The 17,463-nt window shown below is 70.8% G+C and carries 12 protein-coding genes and 4 tRNA genes; 10 read left to right on the top strand and 6 right to left on the bottom strand.

The annotated features are described in order from the left end of the window. Positions 1-119 precede the first annotated feature (119 nt). Positions 120-935, top strand: coding sequence for a LuxR C-terminal-related transcriptional regulator (locus CRP49_RS14265; RefSeq protein ID WP_257033399.1), 816 nt, complete (start codon positions 120-122; stop codon positions 933-935). 625 nt (positions 936-1,560) lie between these two features. On the opposite strand, the gene CRP49_RS14260 is transcribed toward CRP49_RS14265, so the two are convergent. Beyond that, positions 1,561-2,427 (bottom strand): hypothetical protein, encoded by an 867-nt coding sequence (locus CRP49_RS14260; RefSeq protein WP_097253699.1) that lies wholly within the window; start codon positions 2,425-2,427, stop codon positions 1,561-1,563. Between the two features lie 599 nt (positions 2,428-3,026). Between CRP49_RS14260 and CRP49_RS14255 the strand changes: the two genes are divergently transcribed. Then, positions 3,027-4,952: a helix-turn-helix domain-containing protein gene (locus CRP49_RS14255; protein WP_257033398.1), complete on the top strand. Its 1,926-nt coding sequence runs from the start codon at positions 3,027-3,029 to the stop codon at positions 4,950-4,952. 86 nt (positions 4,953-5,038) lie between these two features. On the opposite strand, the gene CRP49_RS14250 is transcribed toward CRP49_RS14255, so the two are convergent. The 3 genes from CRP49_RS14250 to CRP49_RS14240 all read right to left on the bottom strand — a co-directional run bounded on the left by CRP49_RS14250 (position 5,039) and on the right by CRP49_RS14240 (position 8,353). Further along, positions 5,039-7,186: a DEAD/DEAH box helicase gene (locus CRP49_RS14250; RefSeq protein ID WP_097253698.1), complete on the bottom strand. Its 2,148-nt coding sequence runs from the start codon at positions 7,184-7,186 to the stop codon at positions 5,039-5,041. Between the two features lie 215 nt (positions 7,187-7,401). After that, the gene (locus tag CRP49_RS14245) at positions 7,402-7,905 is read right to left on the bottom strand and encodes a hypothetical protein (protein WP_097257353.1); all 504 of its coding nucleotides are present in this window, start codon (positions 7,903-7,905) and stop codon (positions 7,402-7,404) included. Positions 7,906-8,002: 97 nt separating this feature from the next. After that, positions 8,003-8,353, bottom strand: a complete 351-nt coding sequence (locus tag CRP49_RS14240) for a metallopeptidase family protein (RefSeq protein ID WP_097253697.1) — start codon at positions 8,351-8,353, stop codon at positions 8,003-8,005. Between the two features lie 83 nt (positions 8,354-8,436). Between CRP49_RS14240 and CRP49_RS14235 the strand changes: the two genes are divergently transcribed. The 8 genes from CRP49_RS14235 to CRP49_RS47860 all read left to right on the top strand — a co-directional run bounded on the left by CRP49_RS14235 (position 8,437) and on the right by CRP49_RS47860 (position 15,326). Continuing rightward, positions 8,437-9,990, top strand: a complete 1,554-nt coding sequence (locus CRP49_RS14235) for a metallophosphoesterase (protein ID WP_097253696.1) — start codon at positions 8,437-8,439, stop codon at positions 9,988-9,990. A gap of 80 nt (positions 9,991-10,070) precedes the next feature. Next, positions 10,071-10,143, top strand: a tRNA-Glu gene (locus tag CRP49_RS14230). A gap of 38 nt (positions 10,144-10,181) precedes the next feature. Beyond that, positions 10,182-10,256, top strand: a tRNA-Asp gene (locus CRP49_RS14225). A 24-nt stretch (positions 10,257-10,280) separates the two neighbouring features. Next, a tRNA-Phe gene (locus tag CRP49_RS14220) sits at positions 10,281-10,354 on the top strand. Positions 10,355-10,474: 120 nt separating this feature from the next. Beyond that, the gene (locus tag CRP49_RS14215; protein ID WP_179851610.1) at positions 10,475-10,786 is read left to right on the top strand and encodes a hypothetical protein; all 312 of its coding nucleotides are present in this window, start codon (positions 10,475-10,477) and stop codon (positions 10,784-10,786) included. A 58-nt stretch (positions 10,787-10,844) separates the two neighbouring features. Further along, on the top strand, positions 10,845-14,789 hold the full coding sequence (gene hrpA / locus CRP49_RS14210) for an ATP-dependent RNA helicase HrpA (RefSeq protein ID WP_097253695.1): 3,945 nt from the start codon (positions 10,845-10,847) through the stop codon (positions 14,787-14,789). 96 nt (positions 14,790-14,885) lie between these two features. Beyond that, a tRNA-Asp gene (locus CRP49_RS14205) sits at positions 14,886-14,960 on the top strand. Between the two features lie 168 nt (positions 14,961-15,128). Next, complete coding sequence (locus CRP49_RS47860) at positions 15,129-15,326, top strand: DUF6274 family protein (protein ID WP_097253694.1); 198 nt, start codon at positions 15,129-15,131, stop codon at positions 15,324-15,326. 410 nt (positions 15,327-15,736) lie between these two features. Here CRP49_RS47860 and bldC read toward each other — a convergent pair whose 3' ends face one another. Then, the gene (bldC, locus tag CRP49_RS14195; protein ID WP_003949541.1) at positions 15,737-15,943 is read right to left on the bottom strand and encodes a developmental transcriptional regulator BldC; all 207 of its coding nucleotides are present in this window, start codon (positions 15,941-15,943) and stop codon (positions 15,737-15,739) included. A 518-nt stretch (positions 15,944-16,461) separates the two neighbouring features. Then, entirely contained in the window at positions 16,462-17,304 is an 843-nt protein-coding gene (locus CRP49_RS14190) for a hypothetical protein (protein WP_097253693.1), read from the bottom strand. Positions 17,305-17,463 lie beyond the last annotated feature (159 nt).

Raw genomic sequence — 17,463 nt, 5'->3', positions numbered from 1 at the left:
GTGACCGGGGCCTGGCCCGCTACCGGGAAGCCTTGACGAATGGTCCGATTGATGGTGATGTCCCGGACTGCCTGATCGAGTTGGGGCTCATGCGGCCGTTGGCCGAAAACCCGCGGATCATGACCGTGGTGCCGCCCGACATCGCCGCGAACGAACTCACCCGTCCCGTGGAACGGGCGATTCTGGTCCAGCAGCAGGCCGTCGCGGCCATCCGCGAGGCGCTCAGCGCCGCCGAGGACGTCTACCGCGAGGAACAGGGCACCGGCTCCGCCAACATCCGTCTGCTGCACGGGGCGGACGTGATCAGTGCGGCCCTGCAGAAGTCGGCCGACAACTGCCGTACGGAGCTGCTGACCGCCCAGCCCGGCGGCGGCCGGGCCACCGCGCTGCTCAGCAAGGCGCTGCGCCGGACTCTGGAGCTGGCCGAGCGCGGCATCCGCCAGCGGAACCTGTACCAGCACGCCGTCCGCACCCACGGGCCCACGCTCGGCTACATCGAGCAGGCCACCGCCGTCGGCGTCGAAGTCCGCACCCTGAACGAGCTGTTCGACCGGCTCATCATCTTCGACCGCTGTATCGCCTTCATCCCCGACCCGCGCCACGACCTCAGGACGACCGCCCTGACCATCGAGCACCCGGCGATCGTCCACTACCTCGCCACGGTCTTCGACCACGCCTGGCAGCGCGCCGAGCCGCTCAGCATCACGCAGGAGCAGACCCGCCCTCCGCTGATGACCGACGAGACCCGGCGCACCGTCCTACGGCTGATGATCGAGGGCCACACCGATGCCGCCATAGCCAAACGCCTCGGCATCAGCCCCCGCACCGTCTCGACCCACATCGGCAAGGCATCGGAGGCCCTCAGCAGCAAGAGCCGCGCCCAACTCGCCTACGCCCTGGCCCAGTCCAGACTCCTGGAGGACACGGCCGGCTGACCGCCCGAAGGCCCGAGCACCCGTACGGGACGGGTGGGGCCCGCCCCACGACCGACGGGCCGCGACCCCACCGCCCCGAGGACGACGGGACACAGCCATGCCCCCGACCGCCGCACCCCGGCACCGCCACACCCCCGACCGCCGCACCCCGGCACCGCCACACCCCCACACCCCCGACCGCCGCACCCCGGCACCGCCACACCCCCGACCGCCGCACCCCGGCACCGCCGCACCGCCGCACCCCGGCACCGCCACACCCCCGCACCCCCGACCGCCGCACCCCGGCACCGCCGCACCGCCGCACCCTCGACCCCCGCACCGCCGCACCGTCGCACCCCGGCACCACCGCACCCCGGCACCACCGACCCCCGCACCCCCGCACCGCCGACCCCCGCACCGCCATACCGCCGCACCCCCGCACCGCCATACCGCCGCACCACCCGCACCGCCGACCCCCGCACCGCCGCACCGCCGCACCCCCGCACCGCCATACCGCCGCACCACCCGCACCGCCGTGGGCAGTCGTTCCGCAGGGCGGAACGGGTGGGCACGGCCTGCAGCGCCGGGCGCGCCGCCACCAACCCCAGGTGCAGCACAGGCAGGGCGCGCAACCCCGCCCGCGACCTCACCGCCCCGACGCCCCTCCAAAGGCAGCCACCGCAGCCAACACCGCGGCCACATCAGCCTGCCCCTGATGGGAAGGCGCGAGCACGCCGGACACCTCCCGCCCCGGCGTCCGCGCGCGCAGTGCCCGAAGCACCTCCTCCAGCATCCACGCAGCCGCCGTCACGACCGACGGCCCGGGCCACGAGGCGAGTTCGGCGGCCGCAGCGGCCAACCGCACCTCGTCCAGGTAGACGAGATGGACATGGCCGAGCCCAGGCGCGGTGGCACGCGTCGCCAGGGCCAGCCGGGTACCGGCCTCGCCCACGGACACCAACCGCGCCCCTGCCCCTGCGGACCCGCCCAACTCGTCGGCGACGAGCGGCACTTCATCGACCGCACCGTTCGGCCGGTACGGCCAGAGCGGCCCAGGACGGTCACCGAGCACCAGGCAGTACGGCCGCCGCGACCGCGCCACCTGCCGCACCATCGCCCGGGTCTCCTCCTCGCCGCACGGGACGGCGAGCGGCACACAGGTCTTCTGCCGGACCTCCACCGACCCTTCCCCGGACCCCTCGGGCGGCAGCACCACCGTGGCGCCGGCCTCCACACAGGCCCGCCACAGCCACCGGTTCCCGACCGCCCGGCCCGGCGCCGTACCGCCCGGCCCGACCACCACGAACGGCCGGAACCCGGCCGCGACCAGACCCGTCACCATCTGCGCCAGCACCGGGCCACCGGACGGTAAGGAGAAGAAACGTTCCGGGTGAGCGGCCTCGAAAGGATGGTCCCGGTACGGGGACCAGGTCTCCAGGCAGACCACCCGGCCGTCCCGATGTGCGATCGACGTAAGTTCGCCACGGAAGGCGTCGCGCCCCGACAGGGCCACCGCCGTACCCCCTTCTCTGCGTCCGCTCCACGGGGGACGTCCAGAGTTCGGTCATGAGCGGCCGGTGGGGGTCGCGCAACGACGCCGGTGCGGAACAGCCGCTCATCTGTGTGTAGTCCACGCCCTCGACAGGACGGCAAATCCGGCCCGAACTCGACTCCTGCGGCCGGGCCGTGACGCCTCCTCAGGGCGCCCGAGCGGTCCTACGACGGCTCGGCGCCGTCCGCGTGGATCTCCGGCATCAGGTGCGAACGTAGACAGCTCGGTGCCTCCGTCAATGGCCCATCCCCCGTTGAACATTCCCCCGTTGAGCATTTCCCCCGTTGAGCTGCACCTCCCGGCCGGGTGGTGCGCTGTCGGCACCATTGTCCGGCGCGCGGGCGGCCCGGCGGAAGGTTCAGGGACAACCCCCACAGACGGCAGGAGTGGTGTTCCGGTCACCGTCAGACGGACCGTCACATGTGGATTCAGCCAAACATAGGGGCTTCAGTACTGGTTTAAGTCATTGTTGACGGCTTCCACGCCGACAATCTAGTTTCGCGGGCGGCTAGCGAGAGTCAATCGCTGCATGCGCGCGGATCAACTGGGGGGTGGGGTCGGTGCGGCGCACGGACGACTTCGTACGGGACGAACTGCTCAGGCTCCTTGAACTGCTCGCCCTGGAGGCTCCACCGCACCAGTTCACACCGCCCACGGGCACCGGCACCGACGACTGGATGTCCGCCGAGTCCCAGGCCCTCCTCGACCGGGCGCGGACCCTGGCGCTCGACATCCACGGTCTGTTCGCGCGCCGCCAGCAGCGCGAGGCCGCCCTGGCCGCGCTCGTGGACACCGCCCGGGAGCTGACCCTCCCCTACGACGTGGACGCGCTCCTGCAGGTGATCGCCCGGCGGGCCCGGCTGCTCCTCAATTTCGACATGGCGTGGATCACCCTCCGGGACCCCACCGACGGCTGTACCCGGGTACGCGTCTCCGACGGCCATACCTCCACCCTCACCCCCGGGTTCGTGGTCCCGGCCCACGGCGGCGTCGGCAACGCGGCCGCCGACCGCTCGGCCCCCTTCTGGACCCCCGACTACCTCACCGACGAACGCTTCCCGCACTCCCCACCCACCGACGAGGTGGCCGTCGCGGAGTGCCTGCACGGGCTGATGGCGGTGCCCCTGAAGGAGGGCACCGACACCTTCGGCGCGCTCTACGGCGCCGATCGCTCCGTGCGCCACTTCACCCCCGACGAGATCACCCTGATGTCCTCGCTGGGCGACCTCGCCTCCCTGGCCATCAAGAAGGCCCGGCTGCTCGCCCAGACCCGCTCCGAGCTGAGCGAACTCGAACTCGACGTCTCCCGGGCGCTGGACTCCTCCAGCGCCGCGCTCCGGCTGGGCGGCATCCACACCCAGCTCATCGACATGGTGCTGAGCGGACAGGGGCTGAGCAAGGTCGCCGCCCACGCCGCGGCCGAGCTGGGCGGCGCGCTGATGGTGCGGGACGCGACCGGCAGGACGCTGGTCGTCACGGGCGACTTCCCGGGCCTCGACGAGACGGCACTCTTCCAGCGCACCCTGGACGCCCACGCCGAACTCGCCGCCGTCCGCTCGGCGGAGGGCATGTGGCTGTGTCCGGCCACCGCCGGCCGCGAGGTGCTCGGCACCCTGATCCTGGCCCCGGACGGGCCGGTCACCGACCACCAGCTCCAGCTCCTGCGGGCCACGGCCCAGTCCATCGCGGTCCTGCTGCAGATGGAGGCCGGCGCCGAGGCCTCCCCCGACGGGGGCCGCGGCCGGCTGCTGCAGGACCTGATCACCGACTCGCCCCGCTCGCCCGAGCAGCTCGCGGTGCACGCCCGGCGCCTCGGCGTCGCCCTCGACGACCCGCACGTGGTGCTGATCGCCCGGCCGGACGGCGGGGCGAGCGGCCGCTCCCTGGTCTGGGCCTCGTCGTACGCCCACCGCATGGCCGGACTGCAGACCATCGTGGACGACTGCCTGGTCCTGCTGGTGCCGGGCACGGACTCGGGGGCCGCGGGGCGGGCGGTCACCGCCGAGCTGTCCGCGGTGACCGGCCGCCGGGTGACGGTCGGCTCGGCCGGGCCGGTCGCGCACCCGGGCCCGGTCCACGCCACCTACCAGGAGGCCCGGCGCTGCCTGGAGGCGCTCACCGCGCTCGGCACCGACGGAGGCAGCGCCTCGGCACAGGAACTGGGCTTCCTCGGCCTGCTGCTCGCCGACAGCCCCGACATCCCGGCCTTCGTGCAGACCACCATCGGCCCGGTGATCGCCTACGACCTACGGCACTGCACCGATCTGGTGCACACCCTGGAGGCCCACTTCGCGTCCGGGGGCAGCCCCCGCCGCGCCGCCGAGGCCCTGCACGTCCACCCCAACACGGTCTCCCGGCGCCTGGAACGGATCACCGACCTGCTCGGCCCCACCTGGCAGCAACCCATGCGGGCGCTGGAGGTACAGCTCGCCCTGCGCCTCCAGCGCACCCGGCACGCGGTCCGCTCCCCGCTGTCCGCCTGCTGACACCGTCCCGCGCAGAAACGAAACAGCCGCGGGCCCCGGATGATCCGGGGCCCGCGGCCGTTCGTTGTCGCTCAGCTTGTCATCGCTCAGCCGTTGCGCTTCCAGCGCGGCTTGTCGTCGCGGCGGCCGAAGGAGCCGGAGCCGGAGCCGGTGCCACGGTGGTCGTCACGACGGCCGAAGGGGCGGTCGTGACCGGCGGAGCGGAAGCCCGGGCGGTCGTCACGACGGTCGCGGTTGAACGGACGGTCGCTGCCCCGGTGCCCACCGCGCTCGTCCCGGCGGAAACCACCGCGGTCGTCGCGGCGCTCGAAGGAGCGGCCACCACGGTCGTCCCGACGCTCGAAACCGCGCTCACGGTCCCGGTCGAACGGCCGACGCTCGTCACGACGCTCGAAGGAACGCCCACCACGGTCACCACGGTCGTCGCGGCGCTCGAAGGAGCGGCCACCACGGTCGTCCCGACGCTCGAAGCCACGCTCACGGTCCCGGTCGAACGGCCGACGCTCGTCACGACGCTCGAAGGAACGCCCACCACGGTCACCACGATCGTCCCGACGCTCGAAGGAGCGGCCACCACGGTCGTCCCGACGCTCGAAGGAACGCCCACCACGGTCACCCCGGTCACCGCGGTCGTCACGGCGCTCGAAGCCCCGCTCGCCACGGTCCCGGTCGAAGGAGCGCCGCTCCCGGCGCTCGTACGACGCCGCCGGACGCTCCTCGCGCTCGGTCTCGCGCACCGCCGGCTCCTCGGCCACGGCCGCCTCGACCACGGCCTCGGCCGCGGCCGCCTGGGCCTCGGCCACCGCCGTCTCGGGGTCCTCGCCACGGTCGCGGGCGACCCGGGCGACCAGCCGGTCGGCCTCCTCGCGCAGCTCGGTCGCGCGGCGCTGGGCACGCTCCAGCTGCTTGGTGAGCTGGGCGACCTCACGCTCGGCCTGCTGGGCGGCGTTGCCCGCGGACTCGGCCTGGACCTCGGTCATGGAGCGGGCGCCGGTGATCTCGGCGACCTCCGGCTCGAAGGCCGAACCGCCCTGGATGATGTGGCGCCCGGCGTCGACGCCGGCGTCCTCCATCAGGCGGAAGATCTGGCGCCGCTGGTGCGGCAGGGACAGCGAGACGACCGTGCCCGTACGACCGGCACGCGCGGTACGGCCCGCACGGTGCAGGTAGTCCTTGTGGTCACCGGCCGGGTCCACGTTCAGGACCAGGTCGATGCCGTCGACGTGAATACCGCGAGCCGCGACGTCCGTGGCGACCAGGACGTTGACGTAACCGTCCTTGAAGTCGGCCAGCGTCCGGGTACGCGCGCCCTGGGTCATGCCGCCGTGCAGCGCGTCGGCCTTCACGCCCGCGTCGCGCAGCTGCTCGGCGACGCGGTCGGCGCCCAGCTGGGTGCGGACGAAGATGATCGTGCGGCCCTTGCGGGAGGCGATCGCGGCGGTGACCGGCGCCTTGTCCTTGGGCTTCACGATGAGGATGTGGTGGGACATGGTCGTCACCGCGCCCTGGGCCGCGTCCACCTCGTGGGAGACGGGGTTGTTCAGGTAGCGGTCGACGAGGGTCTGGATCTCGTTCTCCATGGTGGCGGAGAAGAGCATGCGCTGGCCGCCGGCCGGGACCTGGTCGAGCAGCTCGGTGACCTCGGGCAGGAAGCCCAGGTCGGACATCTGGTCGGCCTCGTCCAGGACGGTGATCTGCACGTCCTCCAGGGAGCAGGCGCCGCGGTTGATGATGTCGCGCAGCCGGCCCGGGGTGGCGACGAGGATGTCGACACCGCGCTCCAGGGCGTAGATCTGGTTGCCCATCGACGTACCGCCGCAGACGACCTTCATCTTCAGGCCGAGGACGTCGCCGTAGGGCTGCAGGGCGTCGGCCACCTGCATGGCCAGCTCACGGGTCGGGGTGAGGATGACGGCACGCGGCCGCTTCTTCTCGGTGCGGCCGCCGGCCAGCGTGGCCAGGGTCGGCAGACCGAAGGAGAGGGTCTTGCCGGAGCCGGTGCGGCCACGGCCGAGGATGTCCTTGCCGACCAGGGCGTCCGGGATGGTCGCGGCCTGGATCGGGAAGGGGGTGGTCACGCCGTTCTGTGCGAGCTTGCGCACAACACCCTCGGGGAGGCCGAGGTCGGCAAAGGTGGTCTGGGGGGTCTCAGCTGTTTCGGTGACCTCGGTCACCAGATCGTCGTCCTGGTTGTTCTCGGACATGACGATGTGATCAGTGCTGGACACGGACATGCGAATGTGAAACCTTCCGGAGTCTCTTCGGCACGCGCCCGTCAACTCCGTGAATCGCTCACGACCGCCTCAATGCGGTCCGCCACGGCAAGGGAGAGTACGCGCCACACGGCGCGCTCTGCAGTGGCGCCGGGCAAATGGGATCAAACGATCTACCACCATACGCACCCAACGCCCCCCAAGGCAAACCGAGCCCAGGAGACGCTCGTCACGTCCTACGCCGGCGACCCCGCCGCGGGCGCCGGCTCCCGTTGGGCCAGTTGGGTTCCGGTCTCCTCGTGGGCCGAGGAGGACGGTTCGGCGGACGGCGGCGGGGGTGGCTCGGACGTCGGCTGTTCGGTGGGCGGCGGGGGCGGCTCGGGCGTCTGGGTGGGGGTCGGCTCGGCAGTCCGCGTGGGAGTCGGGTCCACGGTCCTCCCCGGCTGCGGAGGCGCCGCCGAAGCGCTGCCCGTCGTGGACGGCGTGGCCGAGGGCGAGGCCGACTCCCCCGGCTTCTTCTTGCCCCCGTGCTCGTGCTTGCCGTCCCCGGAGCCGCCGCCGTAGCCGAGGCCGCCCCCGCCCTCCACCGGACCTCCGTCGGGCGCCTCGCCGCCCCGCTGCCCCGCCGAGTGCGAGGGCCTGGCCCGGCCGGCGTCGTCACCCACGCTCACACAGCCGGCGGCGGCCGTGAGGGCCAGCACCGTGACGGCCAGTCGGACGGGTACGTACATGGGGCGCACGGCGGCCACCTCCGGAGGCAAGGACGGGAGTCAACCTCCCCAACTCCCGCCGCCCGCAAGAGGACACGCGGACCGTTCGAATCGGCGTTTCGTCCGATCACCCGTACCCGAGCGCGTGCAGCCGGGCGTCGTCGATGCCGAAGTGGTGGGCGATCTCGTGCACCACGGTGACCTCGGTCTCGGCGACGACGTCCTCGCGGCTCTCGCACATCCGCAGCGTCGGCCCCCGGTAGATCGTGATCCGGTCCGGCAGCACACCCGCGTACCACTCGCCCCGCTCGGTCAGCGGCGTCCCCTCGTACAGCCCGAGCAGCTCGGGATCGTCCGCGGGCGGTTCGTCCTCGACGAACACCGCGACGTTGTCCATCAGCCGCGTCAGCTCCGGCGGGATCCGGTCGAGCCCCTCGGCGACCAGTTCCTCGAACTCCTCGCGCGTCATCTCCAGCACAGGTTCATTGTCCGGTACGGGACGCCCGTACGAGGGTGGCGAACCGTCGCATATCCGCGCCCGGACGCGGGCATACGGCCCCAATGGCCCGCGTCCGCCTCCCCGCCGCAGCCCTCCGTACCCGCCGCGCCCGCAGGACCCGTCTTCCCGCGCTCGAACTGGCGGCCCGCCCGAACCCCTGGCTGCGCGCCCTCGGCCTCACCGCGGTGGTCCTGGTCGGCGCCTGGCTGGGCCTGCTGATCGTCGGGAACGTACGGGCCCCGGTCGGCCCGATGGACACGACGATGGCGCTGCGCCCGTCCCTCACCGGCGGTACGAAGATCAACGTCTCCCCGCTGGGCGCGCTGACCCTGGACAGCCATGTCGCCCCCGTCCGCCTGGACGTCAACGTCGACCAGCTCGACCCGCTCCGTTCCCAGGCCCTCGTCGACCACCCCGAACGCCTCTCCGGCCTCCAGGACGAGGTGGCCCACGACGTCGAGCACGGCACCCTCGACCTGGCCGTACGCTCCGGCGTCGCCGTGGTCTCCGGGGCGACCGCCCTCGGCCTCGCCGTCTACCGCCGCCCGCGCCGCGCTCTGACGGCCGGCGGCCTGGCGCTGGCCCTCCTGGCCGCCTCCGGGGCGACGGCGTACGCCACCTGGAACCCCAAATCGGTTTTGGAGCCGAGATTCTCGGGCCTGCTCTCCTCCGCACCCTCCGTGGTCGGCAACGCGCGCAGCATCGTCACCGAATTCGACGTCTACCAGAAGGAGTTGGCGCGCCTGGTGACGAACGTGACGAAGCTGTACGACGTCACGTCCACGCTCCCGGCCTACCAGCCGGACCCCGCCACCCTGCGGGTCCTGCACGTCTCCGACATCCACCTCAACCCGGCGAGCTGGAAGATCATCGCCTCGCTGGTGGAGCAGTACAAGGTGAACGTGATCGTGGACTCCGGCGACACGATGGACCACGGTACGGCGGCGGAGAACGGCTTCCTGGACCCGATCGGGGACCTGGGGGTGCCGTACGTCTGGGTCCGCGGCAACCACGACTCCCTGACCACCCAGCGCTACCTGCGGCGCATCAAGAACGTGCACGTCCTGGACGACGGCCGGGCGGAGACGATCGCGGGCCTGCGCTTCGCGGGCATCGGCGACCCCCAGTTCACCCCCGACCGCTCGACGCCGACCGGCGGGGACGCGGCCGAGCGGCTGGCGGGCGACCGCCTGGACTCGGCCCTGCGCGACCAGCGGGCGGCGGGCACCCCGGTCGACGTGGCCATCGCGCACGAGCCCTCCGCGGCCCGGGAGACGGACGGCGAGGTCCCCCTGGTCCTGGCGGGCCACCTCCACCACGAGGGCACGGAGGTCATGAAGTACGGCACACGCCTGCGGATCGAGGGCTCCACGGGCGGCAGCGGCCTGCGCGCCGTGGAGGGCAAGTACCCCGACCCGATCGAGGCCTCGATCCTCTACTTCGACCGCGACAGCCGCCGCCTCCAGGCCTGGGACGAGATCAGACTGGGCGGCCTGGGCCTCACCACGGCCGAGGTCAGCCGCCACCTCCCGGAGGAAGTGTTCGATCAGCGGCTCCGCCGCGGACTCCCGAGCGCCACGCCCTCCCCCACGGCCCCGTCTCCCACGAGGTCGTAAACCGTTTTGGCGATACTCCCCGCCATCCCATATGCTTCTCACGTCCCCGACGCGCTGAGAAGCGCCCAGGCGGGCCGATAGCCCTCATCGTCTAGCGGCCTAGGACGCCGCCCTTTCAAGGCGGTAGCACGGGTTCGAATCCCGTTGGGGGCACGCAAGATCGTGTGCGACACTGTTGCACACACAAGCTTGGTCCTGTGGAGCAGTTTGGAGTGCTCGCCACCCTGTCAAGGTGGAGGCCGCGGGTTCAAATCCCGTCAGGACCGCTGAGGTTTCCCCGGAAACCTCGTGGCTGGGTAGCTCAGTTGGTACGAGCGATCGCCTGAAAAGCGATAGGTCGCCGGTTCGACCCCGGCCCCAGCCACAACCAGAAGGCCCCGTTCACCAGAACGGGGCCTTCGCCGTTTCGGCGGACTTCTTGGCAGGTCACCCCGGCGGCGCTACGTTCTGGATGATCGGGTGTGACCGTCGGGGGGCAGGGACGATGAGCCGGGATGAGGCCAGGGCCATTCGGGATACCGAGTTGGAGAAGGATCGCGCGCGGTACGGGCTGCTCGCGGTCGTCGTCAGCAATCTCGCCATCGCCGGAGTCGCGATCTTCGGGGTGTGGCGGCTGAACGGGGACAAGGCCGTGATCGTCGGGGTGCTGACCGCCGCCTTCACCGCGGTGACCAGCCTGACCACCGCCTACCTGGGCATCAAGGCCGTCTCCAACACCGCGAAGTCGATCGCCCTGGGCGACGGACCGAACCGGCAGCGCACGGAGGCGGCACCACCCGCCCAGCGCACGCCCTGAGCGCCCCCGCGCAAATCGTTCGCCAGTGATTTCCCCGAGGTGAGATCCTGGATCGCGTATGTCTACGCACCCAGCCCCCGCCCTCGGCACCCTCGCCCCCCGCCTGACCGAGCTGTCGCTGCGCGAAGCGCACCGCCTCGGCCGGCGGCTCGAGGGCGCGCGCAAGATCCGTAAGCCGGAGGCCCGCGCCGCCGTCCTCGCCGAGATCGAGGCCGAGGTCGCCAAGGCCGAGGCCCGGATGGACGAGCGGCGCTCCCGTGTGCCCGCCGTCACCTACCCCGAGCAGCTCCCCGTCAGCCAGAAGAAGGACCTGATCGCCGAGGCCATCCGCGATCACCAGGTCGTCATCGTCGCCGGCGAGACCGGGTCCGGTAAGACCACGCAGATCCCCAAGATCTGTATGGAGCTGGGCCGGGGCGTCCGCGGCATGATCGGGCACACCCAGCCCCGCCGTATCGCCGCCCGGACCGTCGCCGAGCGGGTGGCGGAGGAGCTGAGCACCCCCCTCGGCGAGGCCGTCGGCTGGAAGGTCCGCTTCACCGACCAGGTGAACCCGGACGCCACCTTCGTCAAGCTGATGACGGACGGCATCCTGCTCGCCGAGATCCAGACCGACCGCGAGCTGCGCGCCTACGACACGATCATCATCGACGAGGCCCACGAGCGGTCCCTCAACATCGACTTCCTGCTGGGCTACCTGGCGCAGCTGCTGCCGAAGCGGCCCGACCTGAAGGTCGTCATCACCTCGGCGACCATCGATCCGGAGCGCTTCTCCCGGCACTTCGGGGACGCCCCGATCATCGAGGTCAGCGGCCGCACCTATCCCGTCGAGGTGCGCTACCGGCCGCTCCTCGAAGAGGACTCCGACGACGCCGACCGGGACCAGATCACCGCGATCACCGACGCCGTCGAGGAGCTGATGGGGGAGGGCAAGGGCGACATCCTCGTCTTCCTCTCCGGCGAGCGGGAGATCCGGGACACGGCCGACGCGCTCACCAGGAAGCAGTACCGCTTCACCGAGATCCTGCCGCTCTACGCCCGCCTCTCCCACGCCGAGCAGCACCGCGTCTTCCAGCCGCACACCGGGCGCAGGATCGTTCTGGCGACCAACGTCGCCGAGACCTCCCTCACCGTCCCCGGCATCAAGTACGTCATCGACCCCGGCTTCGCCCGGATCAGCCGCTACAGCCACCGCACCAAGGTCCAGCGGCTGCCCATCGAGCCGATCTCCCAGGCCAGCGCCAACCAGCGCAAGGGCCGCTGCGGCCGTACCTCCGACGGCATCTGCATCCGGCTGTACGCCGAGGACGACTTCCTCGCCCGCCCGGAGTTCACCGACGCCGAGATCCTCCGTACGAACCTCGCCTCCGTCATCCTCCAGATGACCGCGGCCGGCCTCGGCGACATCGAGAAGTTCCCCTTCATCGACCCGCCGGACCACCGCAACATCCGCGACGGCGTCCAGCTGCTGCAGGAGCTGCACGCGCTGGACCCCGAGCAGAAGGACCCGCGCAAGCGCCTGACCGACACCGGCCGCAAGCTCGCCCAGCTGCCCGTCGACCCGCGCCTGGCCCGGATGGTCCTGGAGGCCGACAAGAACGGCTGCGTCCGCGAGGTCATGGTCATCGCGGCCGCGCTGTCCATCCAGGACCCGCGCGAGCGCCCGGCCGAGAAGCAGGCCCAGGCCGACCAGCAGCACGCCCGTTTCAAGGACGAGACCAGCGACTTCCTCGCCTACCTGAACCTGTGGCGGTACGTCCGCGAGCAGCAGAAGGAGCGGGGGTCCAGCTCCTTCCGCCGGATGTGCAAGCAGGAGTACCTGAACTTCCTGCGCATCCGCGAATGGCAGGACATCTACACCCAGCTGCGCACGGTGGCCAAGCAGATGGGCATCCACCTCAGCGAGGACGACGCCCCCGCCGACCGCGTCCATGTCTCCCTCCTCGCCGGCCTCCTCTCCCACATCGGGATGAAGGACGTGAAGGACGGCAACAAGAACGAGTACCTGGGCGCCCGCAACGCCAAGTTCGCGATCTTCCCGGGCTCGGCGCTGTTCCGGAAGCAGCCCCGCTTCGTGATGTCCGCCGAGCTGGTGGAGACGTCCCGCCTGTGGGCCCGGGTCAACGCGAAGATCGAGCCGGAGTGGGTCGAGCCGCTCGCCGACCACCTCCTGAAGCGGACGTACAGCGAACCGCACTGGGAGAAGGACCAGGCGGCCGTGATGGCGTACGAGAAGGTCACGCTGTACGGCGTCCCGATCGTCGCCCAGCGCAAGGTGAACTACGGCCGGATCGACCCCGAGGTCTCCCGGGAGCTGTTCATCCGCAACGCGCTCGTCGAGGGCGACTGGCGCACGCACCACAAGTTCTTCGCCGACAACCGCAGACTCCTCAGCGAGGTCGAGGAGTTGGAGCACCGGGCGCGGCGCCGGGACATCGTGGTGGACGACGAGACCCTCTTCGACTTCTACGACGCCCGGGTGCCCGAACACGTGGTCTCCGGCGCCCACTTCGACTCCTGGTGGAAGCGGAAGCGGCACGAGCAGCCCGAGTTCCTGGACTTCGAGCGGGAGATGCTCATCCGGGAGTCGGCGGAGGCGGTCACCAAGGCCGACTATCCGGACAGCTGGCGTCAGGGACCACTGAAGTTCCGTGTCACCTACCAGTTCGAGCCCGGCGCGGACGCCGACGGCGTGACCGTCCACGTCCCGCTCCAGGTGCTCAACCAGGTCACCGACGAGGGCTTCGACTGGCAGATCCCGGGCCTGCGCGAGGAGGTCGTGACGGAACTGATCCGCTCCCTCCCGAAGCCCATCCGCCGCCACTACGTGCCCGCGCCGAACTACGCGAAGGCGTTCCTGGAGAAGGCGGTGCCCCTCCAGGAGCCGTTGACCGTGACGATGGCGCGCGAGCTGAAGCGCATGGTCGGTGTGCCCTTCGAAGCGGAGGACTTCGACTGGTCGAGGGTTCCCGACCACCTCAAGATCACCTTCCGGATCGTCGACGAGCGGCGCCGGAAGCTGGCCGAGGACAAGGACCTGGAGGCGCTGAAGCTCCAGCTGAAGCCGAAGGCGCGCCAGGCCCTGTCCCAGGCGGCGGCCGCGACCGCCTCCCGCGAGGGCGGCGAGTCCCTGGAGCGCAAGGGCCTGACCGACTGGACGATCGGCACGCTCACCCGGGTCTTCGAGACCCGCCGGGCCGGGCAGCCCGTGAAGGCGTACCCGGCGCTCGTGGACGACGGCGACACGGTCTCGGTCCGTCTCTTCGACACCGAGGCCGAGCAGGCGGAGGCCATGTGGAAGGGCACCCGGCGCCTGATCCTGCGCAACATCCCGGTGAACCCGGCGAAGTTCGCGTCCGAGAAGCTGACGAACGCCCAGAAGCTGGCGCTCTCCGCCAACCCGCACGGCTCGATCCAGGCCCTCTTCGACGACTGTGCGATGGCCGCGGCCGACAAGCTGATCGCGGACTTCGGCGGCCCGGTGTGGGACGAGGAGTCGTACCGGAAGCTGTACGACAAGGTGCGCGCGGAGATCGTGGACACGACGGTCCGTACGGTCACTCAGGTCCAGCAGGTGCTGGCCGCCTGGCAGGCCTGTGAGCGCCGCCTGAAGGGCGTACGCAGCCCCGTCCTGCTGGCAAACCTGACGGACGTCCGCAAGCAGCTGGACGCCCTTGTGAAGCCCGGTTTCGTGACCTGGGCGGGGATACGCCGGCTGCCCGACCTCATGCGCTACCTGGTGGCCGCGGACCGGCGTCTGCAGCAGATGCCGACGGGCGTCCAGCGGGACACCACGCGCATGGAGAAGGTCCACGAGATGCAGGACGAGTACGCCTGGCTGCTGGAACAGCTCCCGAAGGGCCGGCCGGTGCCGCAGCAGGTGCTGGACATCCGCTGGATGCTCGAGGAGCTTCGGGTCAGCTATTTCGCCCACGCGCTGGGCACGGCGTACCCGATCTCCGACAAGCGGATCGTGAAGGCGATCGACGCGGCCGTCCCGTAACCGCGCGCGTACAGAGGGTGAGTTCGACCAGGACCCGCACCCTCCTGTACAGTCCTTCTCGCAGCGCAACGCAGCAAGCCGAGCGCCGCGAAACCTGGTCCTGTGGAGCAGTTTGGAGTGCTCGCCACCCTGTCAAGGTGGAGGCCGCGGGTTCAAATCCCGTCAGGACCGCAAGAGAGAAGGGCCCCCGAAAGGGGGCCCTTCTGCTGTTCTGCCAAATCCCTGCGCCTGCTGACCTGCTGAGGCCCGGCGCAGCCGCTCGCGCCCTTGACGACGTCACATTCCGCCGGTACCCAGAAACCAGGGCCCGCCCCCCTGTGCGGCCCCTGGAGGTGGCGTATGGCGGCATCGGCCAGGCACGAGACGCGGGCGCTGCTGAGGGCGCATCTGGCGGCCGCGTCGTCCTACCGGCACCTCACCCGCCACTGCCCGATCTGCCATCACTTGCTGCGGCTGGCGATGGACGCCGGCCCACGGTCCCAGGACGCGAGCGAAGAGACCCTGGAGGACGAAAGTCCTGCACACTGGAAGAGGTAGTTCCACTACCGCACGTGCGCCAGAGGCAACAAGATCCCTGGCATGTGACGGGAGTCACCGCACGACTTTTTGAAACGGCGGAACTTACCCCCCTCCTACAACTGGTCAATTTAATATGTGCAATTGCACCCGTCTCAGGGGCCGTGCACAGAAGTTCCGACAGCCCTCCCCAGACTCCGACAAGGCCGCTCACAGCGACCCCGACACGCCCACGACCAGCGCACAAAAAAGATCGCGCTGGACCCGGCGGAGTCCAGCGCGATCTACGACGCACCCTGTGTCGCTGCCTACAACGTTCTCTTCGGCTTGGGCGTGGGCCCTGTTGGGGCAGGTCCCGCGTCGCTTGGAGCTAGGGTTTCGGGCGCCTCGACCAGTGGGGGACCAGCCGGTTTGCCCGGTTATTCAGTTGTTCAGGCCTCGCTGCGCTGCTGCGGGATGCCCGCGAGCAGAGCGCGGACTTCGGCCTCGCGGTAGCGGCGGTGCCCGCCGAGCGTACGGATCGACGTGAGCTTGCCGGCCTTCGCCCACCGCGTGACCGTCTTGGGGTCGACGCGGAACATCGTGGCGACCTCAGCCGGGGTCAGCAGCGGCTCGGCATCAGGGGTGCGAGCGGTCATGAGCGGCCTCCTCGGGAGAACCGAACCTTCTCGGTTCTTTCCTCTAAATTCTGCACCTTGACCCGCGTTGCCCGAAATGGACGACGCGAGTCGAGTCGGTTATAGGACGAACGGCTTGTCCTCGGCACTACAACTACACCATCTGTCCAGCCGCGTCGGCCAAACCGATGGAATTGCCCTCCCAGGTGTTCATCAGCGACGGAAGCCGATGGACCATGCCATAGCGGACAGTCACGCCACTGTGACGATCAGTCACAGGACGATCAGGAGTCACCAGACCCCCCAAAGCGTGCAATGCGGAGATTCCGCCCACAGTGGAGCATAGTTGGACGGACGGAGCCCTCCCCGGACTCCTTGTCCTATTTTGGCACGAGGGGCGGCACACAGGGCAAGACTCCTGTAAGTGCCGTCCATCACCCTTGGGACAAAAGCCCGGATCGGGACCTACGTCCCGTCAGGTGGTCAAGTGTCGTAGACCGTACGTCGTTCAGCGGGGTTTGGGCCGTGACCTACGTCACTCAGTTCGCGGAACGCCTGTCTCGTACCGCCCGCCACCGCTCCACCAGCCGCCCGTAGGCCTCCCCGGCGGCCGTCCCGTCCCCCCGGCGCAGCGCCTCGATGCCCTCGGCCACGTCCGCCGCCGAGTGGTCGCCCTCCAGCTCGCCGGCCGGCAGCGCGTGCACCAGGCCGCCGTAGTCCAGCTCCACCAGCGAGCGCGGGTGGAACTCCTCCAGCCAGCGGCCGACGTCCACCAGGCCGTCGATCAGCGGCCCCTCCTCGATGGTGTCCTTCAGCGTGCGCAGCGCCCGCGCCACCCGGCGCCGGGCCTGCACCATCGGGGTGCGGTAGCGCAGCATCGGCGGCACCTCGCCGGACCTCTTCTCGTACCGGCGCTCGTCGTCGGAGACCAGCACGAACCAGTTCAGCGGGACCTGCCAGGTCGCCGTGCGGATCCAGGGGCGGGCGTCCGGGTTGCGGGCGAGCCAGCGCTCATAGTCCTGGGCGGCCTGGTGGCGCACCAGGGGCGGCAGCACCGCGTCCAGCACCGACGGGGGCAGCTCCTCGGCGAGGTCGCCCAGGGCCTGCCAGCCGCGCAGCCGGGTCCGCCAGGGGCAGACGCAGACGACACCGTCGACGTCCAGCACGAAGGCGTCGCTGCTCTCGTGCACCGGCACCGGGATCGGCGGGGTGGGCAGCAAGTCGGCCAGCGAACGGCGCAGTTCGTCCTGGTAGGAGGGGCGGTCGGGGCGTCGGGCGTAGCGCGCCCAGTGGGTGCGCTCCGGCTCCGGGAAGGCGGCCAGCGGCTCGTAGACGCGCAGGTACGCGGCGTAGGGGACGACCACGGAGGACACCTTGGGCACGCCTGCTCCCTCCCCATAGAGCCCGGCTCGAAACCACTGCAAATCGTCCCATGGTCATGCGTGCGCCGGCGGCACGGCAGAGTGATCCTGAACACTGCGAGGATGGCTGGTGGGCACAGGCTCTACGCTCATGCCACAGCACCCGCCACCCGCACGGGA

This window comes from Streptomyces sp. Ag109_G2-15 (assembly GCF_900215565.1).
Taxonomy (GTDB): Bacteria; Actinomycetota; Actinomycetes; order Streptomycetales; family Streptomycetaceae; genus Streptomyces; species Streptomyces diastatochromogenes.
This window is presented reverse-complemented; position numbering and strand designations above follow the sequence as displayed.

Coding starts and splice junctions, on each gene's coding strand:
- CRP49_RS14265 (WP_257033399.1), top strand. CDS start 120: ATGACCGTGGTGCCGCCCGACATCGCCGCGAACGAACTCACCCGTCCC.
- CRP49_RS14250 (WP_097253698.1), bottom strand. CDS start 7,186: ATGTCCGTGTCCAGCACTGATCACATCGTCATGTCCGAGAACAACCAG.
- CRP49_RS14235 (WP_097253696.1), top strand. CDS start 8,437: ATGGCCCGCGTCCGCCTCCCCGCCGCAGCCCTCCGTACCCGCCGCGCC.
- CRP49_RS14215 (WP_179851610.1), top strand. CDS start 10,475: ATGAGCCGGGATGAGGCCAGGGCCATTCGGGATACCGAGTTGGAGAAG.
- hrpA (WP_097253695.1), top strand. CDS start 10,845: ATGTCTACGCACCCAGCCCCCGCCCTCGGCACCCTCGCCCCCCGCCTG.
- CRP49_RS47860 (WP_097253694.1), top strand. CDS start 15,129: ATGGCGGCATCGGCCAGGCACGAGACGCGGGCGCTGCTGAGGGCGCAT.
- bldC (WP_003949541.1), bottom strand. CDS start 15,943: ATGACCGCTCGCACCCCTGATGCCGAGCCGCTGCTGACCCCGGCTGAG.